Origin of the sequence: Nocardioides sp. (genome assembly GCF_024509035.1) — a bacterium.
Taxonomy (GTDB): Bacteria; Actinomycetota; Actinomycetes; order Propionibacteriales; family Nocardioidaceae; genus Nocardioides.
In genome coordinates this window covers 1-12,267 of record NZ_JANINT010000146.1, presented here as the reverse complement: position 1 = coordinate 12,267, position 12,267 = coordinate 1, and the positions used below count along the sequence as shown (strand labels likewise).

The following is a 12,267-nucleotide window of genomic DNA, read 5'->3' as shown; positions in this document are numbered from 1 at the left end:
CCGGCGTACTAGATTTGCGGCCTCGGGGACCGGATCGACCCAAGCTGGGGGGCTGTGACACGTGACGACGACCGAGCTCGACGCCCCGCGCGTCGCCGAGATCGGCAAGTACCGCGTCCTCACGGAGCCGCCGCGGCCCGACCTGCTGGCGTTGGTCGAGATCGCCGCACAGGTGGCGCGGGTGCCGATGGCCACGATCAACCTGATCACCGACACCGCGCAGCACCAGATCGCCGCCTATGGCTTCGAGGCCTCGATCTGCGCGCGCGAGGACTCGATGTGCAGCCTCGTGCTGCATGACGGCGAGCCGGTGGTCGTGGCGGACGCCAGCCAGGACGACCGGTTCCGCGACAATCCGTTCGTCACCGGTGTCCTCGGGAACGTGCGGTTCTACGCGACGCACCAGCTCGTGACGCCCGAGGACGTGGTGATCGGCACGTTGTGCGTGTTCGACACCGTGCCGCGCGAGCTCAGCGAGGAGCAGGAGCACGCGCTCGTCGGCCTCGCCGACCGGGTCGTCGACCTGCTCGAGCTCGAGCTGCGCACCCGCGAGCTCAAGCGCTCCAACGAGCAGCTCGCCGCGTTCGCCGGACAGGTCAGCCACGACCTGCGCAACCCGCTCGCGGCCGTCTCCCTCTCGCTCCAGCTCCTGCGCGAGGAGCTCGACGGCCGCGCGGACGCGGACGGTGGCTCCGCGACCTTCCTCCTCCAGCGCGCGCAGGGCGGCGCTCAGCGGATGCAGAGCCTGATCGACGAGCTGTTGGCCTACGCCCGGGTCGGCGCCGAGCTCCAGCGAGTCCCGGTCGACCTCCATGCGGTGCTGGACGACGTCCGGGCCGACCTGACCACCGCGCTCGTGGGGTCCACCCTCCTCGCGGGCGACCTGCCCACGGTGATGGGTGACCCGGTGCAGCTGCGGGCCGTGCTGCAGAACCTGGTGGCCAACGCCTTGAAGTTCACCCGCCCGCGCGAGCCCGCGCACGTCGAGGTCGACGCCGTGCGCGTGCGCGACGGGTGGCGGGTCGAGGTGTGCGACCGCGGTCCCGGCATCCCGGCCGACCAGCGCGACCGGGTCTTCGCGCCCTTGGCGCGCATCGACGAGAGCGTGGAGGGCTCGGGCATCGGCCTGTCGACCTGCCGTCGGATCGTCGAGGCGCACGGCGGCCGCATCGGACTCACCGACGCGGCGTACGGCGGCACGTGCGCCTGGTTCGAGCTGCCCGACTGAGCGTGGATCCAGGCTGAGGCTGGGCGGCGGGGCCGCCGCTCAGTCCTTGTGGGTCTTGCCCGGCAGGGACAGCATCCGCTCCAGCGCGACCAGCGCCCACTTCTCGGTCTCGGGGTCGACCTCGATGCGGTTGACGACCGTGCCGGCGACCAGCGACTCCAACGCCCACACGAGGTGGGGGAGGTCGATGCGGTTCATCGTCGAGCAGTAGCAGACGGTCTTGTCGAGGAACGAGATGTTCTTGTCCGGGTGGGCGGCGGCGAGGCGCTTGACCAGGTTGAGCTCGGTGCCGATCGCCCAGCTCGAGCCCGCCGGGGCGGCCTCGATCGTCTTGATGATGAACTCCGTCGACCCGACGAGGTCGGCCTTGAGCACCACCTCGTGGCGGCACTCGGGGTGCACCAGGATCTGCACGTCGGGGATCGTCGCGCGCAGCTCGTCGACGACCTCGGGGGAGAACCGGCCGTGCACCGAGCAGTGGCCCTTCCACAGGATCATTCGCGCGTCGCGCAGCTGCTCGGGCGTGAGGCCGCCGCCGGGACGGTGGGGGTCCCACACGACGCAGTCGTCGACGGTGAGGCCCATCTTCTGCACCGCGGTGTTGCGCCCGAGGTGCTGGTCGGGCAGGAAGAGGATCTTGGCGTCGGGGCGCTGCTCGAAGGCCCACTCCAGCGCCACCTCGGCGTTGCTGGAGGTGCACACGAGGCCACCGTTGCGACCGCAGAACGCCTTGATGTCCGCCGAGGAGTTCATGTAGGTCACCGGCACGACCGCGCCGGCGATGCCGGCGGCCTCGAGGGCCTCCCAGGCCAGCTCGACCTGCGTGAGCCGCGCCATGTCCGCCATCGAGCAGCCTGCCGCGAGGTCGGGCAGGATCACCTGCTGGCCGGGGCCGGTCAGGATGTCGGCCGACTCGGCCATGAAGTGCACACCGCAGAACACGATGAACTCGGCGTCGGGCCGGGCGGCCGCGTCGCGGGCGAGCTTGAAGGAGTCGCCGGTCACGTCGGCGAACTGGATGACCTCGTCGCGCTGGTAGTGGTGGCCGAGCACGAAGACGCGGTCGCCGAGCGCCTCCTTGGCCGCGCGGGCGCGCTCGACCAGGGCGGGGTCGGAGGCCGGTGGCAGGTCGCCGGGGCACTCCACGCCACGCTCGCTGGTGAGGTCGGTGCCGCGGCCCAGGGGCAGCAGCGGGAGGTCCACGGTCGTCATGGCGCCCATCCTATTTGTCGGCTCTGGTCTCGCGACCCGGTGGTCCTGTCACAGCAGTGCACCGTTGTGAACGTACGGCGAGGGCGGCTTCATCCCGTGCAGCGCGAGATATCCCTCGGTGTGCAGCTCGAGGCGGGCGGCGAAGCCGACGTCGAGCGCCCACTGGTTGGCCCCCGTCAGGTGCGGGACCGTCGCCGTCTCCGGGCCCTCGGCGAGCACCGCCCACAGCAACCGGGTGGCCGTGCGCCGGTTGGACGCGGCCAGCAGCGCGAGCCGGCCGCGCTCGTCGAGGTAGGCGTAGCCGGACCCGGTGGTCGTGTCCGACACCAGCAGCCGCCAGGTCGCGAGCATCGCCTCGTGGTCCACGCCGTGCCCCGCGCCGCGGGCCGCCCGGTCGAGGGAGTCCATCAGCTCGACGTCGGCCGCGCTGCCCTCGCGCACCTTCTCGACGACCGGCAGCACCGAGCGGTCGACCCGCCCGGTGAGGTACATCTGCGGGTGCAGCTCGAACCCCGCCTGGTGGTAGACGCGCACCGCCGTGGTGTCCGACGACGCCGAGAGCATCCGCCGCGTGCACGCCCGGCCGTGCTGCAGGGCCGCGGCCAGCAGCGGCTTGCCGATGCCCTGACCCTGTCGGCCGGGCAGCACGGCGTACGTCGCCAGGCACCACAGCACCTCGCGCCGGAACGACGTGGCGATGCCGACGAGACCGGACTCGTCCTCGGCCACCCAGCAGCCGCCCGGGTCCGTGCGCACGAGGTGGCGGGTGCGCCGGATCCACGAGTCCCGGTGGATCGCGGTGCGGCGGGTGGGCTCGGGCGCCGTCGCTCGCCGCATCCGGCTGTCGAGCTCGAAGAAGCCCTCGTCGCTGACCCGCTCGGCCTCCGGCACGTCCTCCTGGGTCATCGGGCGGATCTGCACGTGGGAGAGACTAGGCCTCGTGCGCATCCTCGTGGCCCCCGACAAGTTCGCCGGCACGCTGACCGCGGTCGAGGCGGCCGAGGCGATCGCCTCCGGGTGGCGCCGCCGCGCGCCGGGGGACGAGCTCGACCTGGCTCCGATGGCCGACGGCGGCCCCGGCTTCGTGGGCGTGCTGCACGCGGCCCTCGGCGGTGACCTGCTCGCGGTCACGGTCAGGGGCCCCCACGGCGTGCCGACGCCGGCCACCGTGCTGCTGGTCCCGGACGGCACGGCGTACGTCGAGGCCGCCCAGGCGTGCGGCCTGCACCTGAGCGCCGGCGGGCGGGCCGAGGAGGCCACGACGTACGGCGTCGGTGAGCTGTTGCTGGCCGCGGTCGAGGCGGGCGCGGAGCGGGTCGTGGTGGGTCTGGGTGGCAGCGGGACCAACGACGGCGGAGCCGGGCTGCTCGCCGCCCTCGGCGCGACCGCCGACCGGCCGCTGGATGCCGGCGCGGCCGGGCTGGCCGGGATCACGCGCGTCGAGGTGCCCCGCTACCCGTTGCCGGTGGTGGCTGCCACCGACGTCGACAACCCGCTCACGGGCCTGTTCGGCGCGACCAAGGTCTACGGGCCGCAGAAGGGCGTCCCGGAGGACCGGCTGCCGGTGCTCGACGGGTGGCTGGAGGAGCTGGCCGTGGCGACCGACCGGCGCCTGTCGCTGGAAAAGGGTGCCGGCGCGGCGGGCGGGCTCGGCTTCGCGCTGCTGCTCCTGGGCGCGACGCGCGCGCCCGGCATCGGGATGGTCGCGGACGCCGTGCGGCTGCCGGAGCGCTGCCGGGAGGCCGACCTCGTGATCACCGGGGAGGGCGCGTTCGACTTCTCCAGCCGGTCAGGCAAGGTGCCCTACGGCGTGGCCGAGATCGCGGCCGAGGCGGTGCGCCCGTGCATCGCGCTGGCCGGGCAGGTGCTGGTGGGGGCGCGGGAGATGCGGGCGCTGGGCATCGAGTCGGCGTACTCGCTGGTGGAGCTGGTGGGGGAGGAGCGCGCGTTCGGCGACCCCGCCGGTGCGCTTGCGGACCTCGCCGAGCGGGTCGCGAGGACCTGGTCACGGCAATGACCGGAATAACCGGCCGTGTGCGACCATTGATCGAGTAACACCCGCTTCCGCCGACCTTGGGAGAACCGCACATGACCGAGCAGGTCGAGACCACCACCGAGCGCCGCACGGACTCCATCAACCTGAGCCCGGTGGCCGCCGCCAAGGTGAAGAGCCTCCTGGACCAGGAGGGCCGCGACGACCTCGCGCTCCGCATCTCCGTGCAGCCGGGCGGCTGCTCGGGTCTGCGTTACCAGCTGTTCTTCGACGAGCGCAGCCTGGACGGCGACGTCGTCACCGACTTCGACGGCGTGTCCGTCGTCGTGGACCGGATGAGCGTCCCCTACCTCAACGGCGCGATGATCGACTTCGTCGACTCGATCGAGAAGCAGGGCTTCACGATCGACAACCCGAACGCCACCGGCTCCTGCGCCTGCGGCGACTCGTTCCACTGAGCTGACATCCGAAAGGCCCCGCCGGCATCGCCGGCGGGGCCTTTCGCATGTCCGAGTCCCGTGGTCGGGTCAGTCCCCGTCGAGCTGGAGGTTGAGGGCGCCGGCCAGCCGGGCGGCGGCCGCGGAGTACTCGATCTCACCGCGCTTGCGGATCTCGCGGGGGAAGTCGGCGAAGTGGATCGAGGGCGCCGGGCGCAGCGCGGCGCGCACCGCCTCGCAGTCGCGGGTCATCTCCGAGGGGGTCGTGAGGTCGTCGTAGGCCAGGCGTCCGGGGGTCTTCTCAGCGCTCATGTTCTCGACGGTAGGCCCTACTGCTGGGTACCTGGAGGAGTACCAATGAGTAGTGTTCACGGCATGTCGCTGCTGATCGCGGGCTCCATCGCCACCGACCACCTGATGAGCTTCCAGGGCAAGTTCGCCGACTCCTTGGTGGTCGAGCAGCTGGACAAGCTCTCGGTCTCGTTCCTCGTCGAGGACCTGGAGATCCGGCGCGGGGGAGTGGCCGCCAACATGTGCTTCGGGCTGGGTCAGCTCGGGCTCACCCCGGTGCTCGTCGGCGCGGCCGGCGAGGACTTCGGCGACTACCGGTCCTGGCTGGAGCGGCACGGCGTCAACTGCTCGCACGTGCGGATCTCCGAGACCAAGCACACCGCACGGTTCGTGTGCACCACCGACGCCACGATGGCGCAGTTCGCCTCCTTCTACCCGGGCGCGATGAGCGAGGCCCGGCTCATCGAGCTGGCCCCGATCGCGGCGCGGGAGGGCGCGCCCGAGTACGTCCTGATCGGTGCCGACGACCCCGACGGCATGCTGCGCCACACCGAGGAGTGCCGGCAGCGGGGCTACCCCTTCATCGCCGACCCCAGCCAGCAGCTCGCCTTCAGCGGGGGCGACCTCATCCGGCCGCTCATCGACGGCGCCGCGATCTTGTTCTCCAACGAGTACGAGTCGCACATGATCGAGCAGAAGACCGGCTGGTCCGCCGAGGAGATCCTCTCCCGGGTCGGCATCCAGGTGACCACGCTCGGCAAGGACGGCGTGCGCATCACGCGCAGCGGCGAGGAGCCCATCGAGCTCCCGGCCGCCAAGGACGTCCCGGCGGTCGAGCCGACCGGGGTCGGCGACGCGTTCCGGGCGGGCTTCCTCGCCGGGATGGCCTGGGGCGTCGGGCTCGAGCGTTCCGCGCAGGTCGGGTGCGTGCTGGCGGCGTACGTCGTGGAGACCGTCGGCACCCAGGAGTACGGCTTCACCCCGGCCCAGTTCCTGGGCCGCTTGGAGCACTCCTACGGGCCGGACGCGGCCGAGGACATCGCCCCGTTCCTCAAGACGCTCAGCTGAGCCTGCGCACCAGGTAGCGAGGCGTCCCGTCGGGGGCCGTCTCCTCGCCGGCGTACTCCTGCCCGCGCATCCGGCACCATGCCGGCACGTCGGTGCGGGCCGCCACGTCGCTGGCGACGACCGCGACCAGCCCACCCACGGCGACCTCGCCGATCCGCTTGCCGAGCTCGATCACCGGGAGCGGGCAGAGCATCCCGCGGCAGTCGAGCTCGAGGTCGGCAGGCGTGCTCACAGGCCGACCTCGGCCCGGATGTCGCGGACCACGCCGGGCAGTACGTCGAGGAAGCCGTCGACGTCGGCCTCGGTGGTGTCGCGGGTGAGGGACACGCGCACGTTGCCGTGGGTGAGGACCCCCATGGCCTCGAGCACCCGGCTGGGCGTCAGGGTCGACGCCGTGCAGGCCGAGCCGCTCGCCACGCCGTAGCCGCGCCGGTCGAGCTCGGTGACCAGCGCCTCGCCGTCGACGTAGAGGCAGGAGAACGTCACCAGGTGGGGGAGGCGGTCGACCGGGTCGCCGACGACCTCGACGTCCGCGACGTCTGCCGCAGCGGCCCGGATCCGGTCCACGAGCGCCCGCTGGCGGGCACCGACGTCGTCGCGCTCGGCCACGACCGCCCGGAGCGCCGCGGCCGCTGCCAGCGCCGCCGGGACGTTCTCGAAGCCGCTGGCCCGCTCGTCGACCCGGTCGTCCCCGGGGAACGGGTTCGCCCACCGGGTGCCCTTGCGGACCACGAGGACGCCGACGCCGGCCGGGCCGCCCCACTTGTGTGCCGAGCCGGCGAGCACGTCCCAGCGGGCCGGCAGGGGGAGGCGGCCCATCGACGCGCAGGCGTCGAGGAACAGCGGCACGCCGTCGGGCAGCCGGTCGACCGGCTGCAGGGTGCCGACCTCGTGGTTGGCGCTCTGGAGCGCCACGACGTCCGCTCCGGCGAAGCCCTCCGGGTCGACCCTGCCGAGCCGGTCCACCGGGACCTCGAGCGGCTCGGGGCCGGTCCACCGGGCCGCGTGCACCACTGCGGAGTGCTCGACGGCGGCGTACCCGATCCGGGCGTCCCCGGCCGGCGCCGTCCCGAGGCGCAGCCCGAGCAGGCCGCGGTGGACCGCCTCGGTGCCCGAGGCGGTGAAGGTGACCTCGTCGGGACGCACCTCCAGGCACTCCGCGACCACCGCGCGGGCGTTGTCGAGCAGCAGCCGGGCGTCGCGGGCCGGCCCGTGCAGCCGCCGCGGGTCGGCGTACCCCCGCTCGAGCGCCGCGAGGAGCGTCTCGCGGGCGGCCGGGTGCAGCGGCTCGGCGGAGGCCGAGTCGAGGTAGACCGGGCGGGGGAGGGCGCTCGGACGGTCGGCGCTGGTCACGTGGCCGAACCTATCTGCCACCGGTCCGACGCCTCCCAGGCGCCTCCGGGCCACCCCGGCGGGTACCAGCGGGTAGAAGGTCCCGGGACTTGTGTCCGCGCCAGGGCCCCCCAGGGGGCAATAGGTCCTGGGATTCCGATAAGGTGCGGCTCATCCGAGTTCGTTGAGAGAGAGGCTCAGGCGTTGAGTCTGCAACTCCCCAAGCGCACCGCCAGCACCCGCGGGACCGCCCGCAGGGTGACCGGGCTGGCCGCGATGGGTGCCGCCGTGTTGGTGCTGGGTGGCTGCTCGTCCGAGACCGAGGGCGAGTGGAAGCGTCTGGCGATGCCGGATCCGGCGTCCGAGCAGGGTGAGCACATCCTCAACCTGTGGCAGGGCGCGTGGATCGCCGCCCTCATCACCGGCGCGGTGGTGTGGGGCCTGATCTTCTACTCGATCTGGCGCTTCCGGCGTCGTAGCGAGGACGAGATCCCGGTCCAGACGCGCTACAACCTGCCGCTCGAGATCTTCTACACGATCGCCCCGATCATCATGGTGATCGTCTTCTTCGCCAAGACCGTCGACACCCAGAACGCCGTCCTCGACGACGACCTCCCGGTGGACAACACCATCGAGGTCGTGGGCCAGCAGTGGTCCTGGACGTTCAACTACGGTCTCGGCGAGCAGGACGAGGCGGCCAACGACGACGCGTCCGACGACGAGTTCCCGTACTCCTCCTACGCCTACGAGGCCGGCACGGCGTCGTACGTCCCGACGCTCGTGCTGCCCGTGGGGGAGACCACCCGGTTCAACCTGCACTCGCCCGACGTGATCCACGACCTGAGCGTGCCGGCGTTCCTCCTCAAGATGGACGTCGTCCCGGGGCGGGTCAACCACTACGAGATCACCCCGAACCGCACCGGTGAGTTCGCGGGCAAGTGCTTCGAGCTCTGCGGCACCTACCACTCGCGGATGCTCTTCAACGTCAAGGTCGTGACCCGGGCGGAGTACGACGCCTACCTCCAGGACCTGCAGGACGCCGGGGCGACCTCCGACACCCCGCTGCTCGGCGGCGAGAGCACCCGCACGCAGGTCGGTCTCGACAGCGACGAATCCGAGGGAGAAGGCAAGTGACCGCCACCGCCGCACACCCCAGCGCCATCGCGGGACGTCCCCGACTCGGTGAGCAGCTCGCCCGCGTCTTCACGACCACCGACCACAAGCTGATCGGCAAGCTCTACCTCGGCACGTCGTTCGCGTGGTTCATGATCGGCGGCCTCATGGCCATGCTGATCCGCTCCGAGCTGGCCTACCCGGGCATGCAGGTCGTCAACGACGAGGTCTACAACCAGCTGTTCACGATGCACGGCACGATCATGCTGCTGCTGTTCGCGACGCCGCTGTTCTTCGGCTTCGCCAACGTGATCATGCCGCTGCAGATCGGCTCGCCCGACGTGGCGTTCCCGCGCCTGAACATGTTCAGCTACTGGCTGTTCCTCTTCGGCGGCCTGATCGCCGCCTCGGGGTTCCTCACCCCCGGTGGCGCCGCGTCGTTCGGCTGGTTCGCCTACACGCCGCTCTCCGACGCGGTCCGGTCCCCGGGGGTCGGCGGTGACCTGTGGATCATGGGCCTGTGGATGGCCGGCCTCGGCACGATCCTCGGTGCGGTCAACTTCATCACCACGATCATCTGCATGCGCGCGCCCGGCATGACGATGTTCCGGATGCCGATCTTCGTCTGGAACACCCTGGTCACGAGCCTGCTCGTCCTGATCGCGTTCCCCGTGCTGGCCGGAGCGCTGCTCTCGCTCGAGGCCGACCGCCTGCTCGGCGCTCACGTCTTCGACACCGCTCACGGTGGCGCGATCTTGTGGCAGCACCTCTTCTGGTTCTTCGGCCACCCCGAGGTCTACATCATCGCCCTGCCGTTCTTCGGCATCGTGACCGAGATCCTCCCGGTGTTCAGCCGCAAGCCGGTCTTCGGCTACATCGGCCTGGTCGGAGCCACGCTCGGCATCGCGATCCTCTCGGTCGCGGTGTGGGCCCACCACATGTTCGTGACCGGCGCCGTGGACCTGCCGTTCTTCTCCGGCATGACCTTCCTGATCGCCGTACCGACAGGTGTGAAGTTCTTCAACTGGATCGGCACGATGTGGGGCGGGTCCATCTCCTTCGACACGCCCATGCTGTGGTCGATCGGCTTCCTGACGACCTTCCTCTTCGGTGGTCTGACCGGTGTCATCCTGGCGAGCCCGCCGCTGGACTTCCACGTGTCCGACTCCTACTTCGTGGTCGCGCACTTCCACTACGTGGTGTTCGGAACCGTGGTGTTCGCGATGTTCGCGGGGTTCTACTACTGGTGGCCCAAGATGACCGGTCGGATGCTCGACGAGCGTCTCGGCAAGGTGCACTTCTGGCTGCTGTTCGTCGGCTTCCACACCACGTTCCTCGTGCAGCACTGGCTCGGTGTCGAGGGCATGCCCCGTCGCTACGCCGACTACCTGCCCGGTGATGGGTTCCAGGCCCTCAACCAGGTCTCGACCATCGGTGCCTTCCTGCTCGGCGCCTCGACGCTGCCGTTCCTCTACAACGTCTACATCTCGCGTCGCGCTCCGCTGGTCAACACCGACGACCCGTGGGGCTGGGGTCGCTCGCTGGAGTGGGCGACCAGCTGCCCGCCGCCGCGGCACAACTTCGTCGCGATCCCGCGGATCCGCTCGGAGTCCCCGGCCTTCGACCTGCACCACCCGGAGGTGGCGGCGATCGAGCTCGAGGACAACGAGATGGCACGGGTCGGTGGACCGGCCGACGCTCCCGACATGGAGGGTCGCGAGGAGATGCTGCGCGACCGCAACAACGACCCGGAGGGCAACGCCTGATGAAGTCCGAGGCCTGGATCTTCGCGATCACCGCGATCTTCTTCGCGCTGGTCAGCCCGGCGTACTGGTTCATCACCTCCGACTGGACCGGCACCTCCGTCCTGACGATGACCTTCCTGCTGGCCGGCATGGTCACCCTCTACCTGGCGTTCCACGCCCGGTCGATGGAGCCGCGGCCCGAGGACCGCAAGGACGGCGAGATCGCCGACGGTGCGGGTGAGCTGGGGTTCTTCCCGCCGTACTCCTGGTGGCCGCTGTGGTGCGCGCTGACGCTCAGCACGATCGTCTACGCCACCGCGCTCGGTGCGTGGTGGCTGCTGATCATCGGCGTGGCGCTGGGGGCGATCGCGCTCAGCGGGTGGATCTTCGAGTACTACCGCGGAGAGCACGCGCACTGAGCGACCCGGTCGGCGGCGCGCGGCGGTGCCCCTGTGGTGTCGAATCGGCTCGATAGGGCCCGCCGGTTAGGCTGGTCGCAGGACCACACGCTCGTCACGGGGAGTTCTCGCATGTCCACCAGTCGTCCGCGCCACGGCGCGCTCGCAGCCTTCGCACTGGCTGCGGCCTTGACGCTCACGGCCTGTCAGTCCGACGACGTGCCGGGGGCCTCCGCCCTCGGCGCCGACGGCCCGAGCGCGTCCGCGTCCCAGGACGTGCCGGCGCTCCGGTTGGTCCCGAGCGTCAAGAAGGACGCCACGAACGTCCCGGTCGATCGGGAGCTGTCCGTCCGGGCGACCGGCGGGACGATCGACACCGTGCAGGTCACCTCGCCGGAGGGGAAGATCGCGGGCGAGGTCGAGGCCGACGGCAGCCGCTGGGTGGCGTCCTCGCGCCTCGAGCCGGGCACGGCGTACACGATGACGACGGTCGCGAAGAAGACCGACGGCACCCAGGTGCGCCGTACCTCCCGCTTCACGACCCGCGACCTGACGCTGGACGAGCAGACCTATCCCTCGGTCGCGCCGCTCGCCGACGAGACCGTCGGGGTCGGCATGCCAGTGATCGTCACCTTCGACCTGCCGGTCGCCGACAAGGCGTCGTTCGAGAAGCACATGACCGTGACCTCCACGCCCAGCCAGCCCGGCTCGTGGCACTGGATGAGCGACACCGAGGCCCACTGGCGCCCCAAGGCGTACTGGAAGGCCGGCACCGACGTGCACGTCGACGTCGACGTCAACAGCGTGGCCGCCGGCAACGGGATCTACGGCCAGGAGAGCCGCGAGCTCGACTTCCACGTCGGCGACGCGCACATCTACCGCGTCAACGCCCAGACCCACCAGATGAAGGTGTTCAGCAACGGCAAGCTGCTGCGCACCCTGCCGATCACCACCGGCAAGCCGGGGTTCACCACCCGGTCCGGCGTCAAGGTCATCATCGAGAAGTTCGACAGCAAGCGCATGAACTCCGAGACCGTCGGCATCCCCGCGGGCAGCGCCGACGCCTACGACATCGACAACGTCCAGTGGGCCATGCGCGTGACCTACTCCGGGGAGTTCATCCACGCTGCGCCGTGGTCGGTCGGCTCGCAGGGCTACGCCAACGTCTCCCACGGCTGCACCGGCCTGAGCACCGAGAACGCCGGTTGGCTCTACGCCATGTCGCGGCGCGGTGACGTCGTCGAGTACACCGGCACCGATCGCCCGATGACGCTCGACAACGGCTACGGCGACTGGAACGAGTCCTTCCAGCAGTACCGCCAGGGCTCCGCACTGTCCTGATCCAGCTTGACCCGCCCGAAACTTCGCGACGGGTCGACGCGAACGGTGGAGATCGACGTTGACCCGCCCGAAAGTTTCGGGCGGGTCAACGTTTCTCCACAGGTGTGGG

Annotated in this window: 13 protein-coding genes; 8 read left to right on the top strand and 5 right to left on the bottom strand. The window is 70.9% G+C overall.

The features are described from left to right. The first annotated feature begins 61 nt into the window (after positions 1-61). Positions 62-1,228: a GAF domain-containing sensor histidine kinase gene (locus Q0L15_RS11605; RefSeq protein WP_296604515.1), complete on the top strand. Its 1,167-nt coding sequence runs from the start codon at positions 62-64 to the stop codon at positions 1,226-1,228. Positions 1,229-1,267: 39 nt separating this feature from the next. On the opposite strand, the gene nadA is transcribed toward Q0L15_RS11605, so the two are convergent. Together nadA and Q0L15_RS11595 are read right to left on the bottom strand one after the other, a co-directional pair. Beyond that, positions 1,268-2,440 carry a quinolinate synthase NadA gene (gene nadA / locus Q0L15_RS11600; RefSeq protein WP_296604514.1) on the bottom strand — a complete coding sequence of 391 codons (1,173 nt, stop codon included), beginning with the start codon at positions 2,438-2,440 and terminating at the stop codon, positions 1,268-1,270. Between the two features lie 48 nt (positions 2,441-2,488). Then, the gene (locus Q0L15_RS11595) at positions 2,489-3,361 is read right to left on the bottom strand and encodes a GNAT family N-acetyltransferase (RefSeq protein WP_296604512.1); all 873 of its coding nucleotides are present in this window, start codon (positions 3,359-3,361) and stop codon (positions 2,489-2,491) included. Between the two features lie 19 nt (positions 3,362-3,380). Here Q0L15_RS11595 and Q0L15_RS11590 point away from each other — a divergent pair, with 19 nt between their 5' ends. Then, on the top strand, positions 3,381-4,457 hold the full coding sequence (locus Q0L15_RS11590; RefSeq protein ID WP_296604511.1) for a glycerate kinase: 1,077 nt from the start codon (positions 3,381-3,383) through the stop codon (positions 4,455-4,457). A 71-nt stretch (positions 4,458-4,528) separates the two neighbouring features. Then, entirely contained in the window at positions 4,529-4,891 is a 363-nt protein-coding gene (gene erpA / locus Q0L15_RS11585; RefSeq protein ID WP_296604509.1) for an iron-sulfur cluster insertion protein ErpA, read from the top strand. A 69-nt stretch (positions 4,892-4,960) separates the two neighbouring features. Here erpA and Q0L15_RS11580 read toward each other — a convergent pair whose 3' ends face one another. Continuing rightward, positions 4,961-5,182, bottom strand: coding sequence for a hypothetical protein (locus tag Q0L15_RS11580; RefSeq protein ID WP_296604508.1), 222 nt, complete (start codon positions 5,180-5,182; stop codon positions 4,961-4,963). A gap of 63 nt (positions 5,183-5,245) precedes the next feature. On the opposite strand from Q0L15_RS11580, the gene Q0L15_RS11575 reads away from it, so the two are divergent. Then, positions 5,246-6,229: a carbohydrate kinase family protein gene (locus tag Q0L15_RS11575; RefSeq protein ID WP_296604506.1), complete on the top strand. Its 984-nt coding sequence runs from the start codon at positions 5,246-5,248 to the stop codon at positions 6,227-6,229. Here Q0L15_RS11575 and Q0L15_RS11570 read toward each other — a convergent pair. Continuing rightward, entirely contained in the window at positions 6,222-6,461 is a 240-nt protein-coding gene (locus Q0L15_RS11570) for a sulfurtransferase TusA family protein (RefSeq protein WP_296604505.1), read from the bottom strand. The genes Q0L15_RS11575 and Q0L15_RS11570 overlap by 8 nt on opposite strands. Then, positions 6,458-7,582, bottom strand: a complete 1,125-nt coding sequence (locus Q0L15_RS11565; protein ID WP_296604503.1) for an aminotransferase class V-fold PLP-dependent enzyme — start codon at positions 7,580-7,582, stop codon at positions 6,458-6,460. Before Q0L15_RS11565 ends, Q0L15_RS11570 begins: the two co-directional genes overlap by 4 nt. A gap of 183 nt (positions 7,583-7,765) precedes the next feature. Here Q0L15_RS11565 and coxB point away from each other — a divergent pair, with 183 nt between their 5' ends. The 4 genes from coxB (at position 7,766) to Q0L15_RS11545 (ending at position 12,158) form a co-directional block, all read left to right on the top strand. Next, on the top strand, positions 7,766-8,695 hold the full coding sequence (gene coxB / locus Q0L15_RS11560) for a cytochrome c oxidase subunit II (protein WP_296604501.1): 930 nt from the start codon (positions 7,766-7,768) through the stop codon (positions 8,693-8,695). Beyond that, positions 8,692-10,440: a cytochrome c oxidase subunit I gene (ctaD, locus tag Q0L15_RS11555; protein WP_296604499.1), complete on the top strand. Its 1,749-nt coding sequence runs from the start codon at positions 8,692-8,694 to the stop codon at positions 10,438-10,440. Before coxB ends, ctaD begins: the two co-directional genes overlap by 4 nt. Continuing rightward, positions 10,440-10,838: a cytochrome c oxidase subunit 4 gene (locus tag Q0L15_RS11550; protein ID WP_296604497.1), complete on the top strand. Its 399-nt coding sequence runs from the start codon at positions 10,440-10,442 to the stop codon at positions 10,836-10,838. Before ctaD ends, Q0L15_RS11550 begins: the two co-directional genes overlap by 1 nt. Positions 10,839-10,949: 111 nt before the next feature. Next, entirely contained in the window at positions 10,950-12,158 is a 1,209-nt protein-coding gene (locus Q0L15_RS11545) for an Ig-like domain-containing protein (protein WP_296604495.1), read from the top strand. Positions 12,159-12,267: the final 109 nt, after the last annotated feature.

What these genes read in the sequence shown, in the direction of transcription:
- nadA (WP_296604514.1), bottom strand. Translation starts at nt 2,440, where the DNA reads ATGACGACCGTGGACCTCCCGCTGCTGCCCCTGGGCCGCGGCACCGAC.
- erpA (WP_296604509.1), top strand. Translation starts at nt 4,529, where the DNA reads ATGACCGAGCAGGTCGAGACCACCACCGAGCGCCGCACGGACTCCATC.
- Q0L15_RS11580 (WP_296604508.1), bottom strand. Translation starts at nt 5,182, where the DNA reads ATGAGCGCTGAGAAGACCCCCGGACGCCTGGCCTACGACGACCTCACG.
- Q0L15_RS11575 (WP_296604506.1), top strand. Translation starts at nt 5,246, where the DNA reads ATGTCGCTGCTGATCGCGGGCTCCATCGCCACCGACCACCTGATGAGC.
- Q0L15_RS11550 (WP_296604497.1), top strand. Translation starts at nt 10,440, where the DNA reads ATGAAGTCCGAGGCCTGGATCTTCGCGATCACCGCGATCTTCTTCGCG.
- Q0L15_RS11545 (WP_296604495.1), top strand. Translation starts at nt 10,950, where the DNA reads ATGTCCACCAGTCGTCCGCGCCACGGCGCGCTCGCAGCCTTCGCACTG.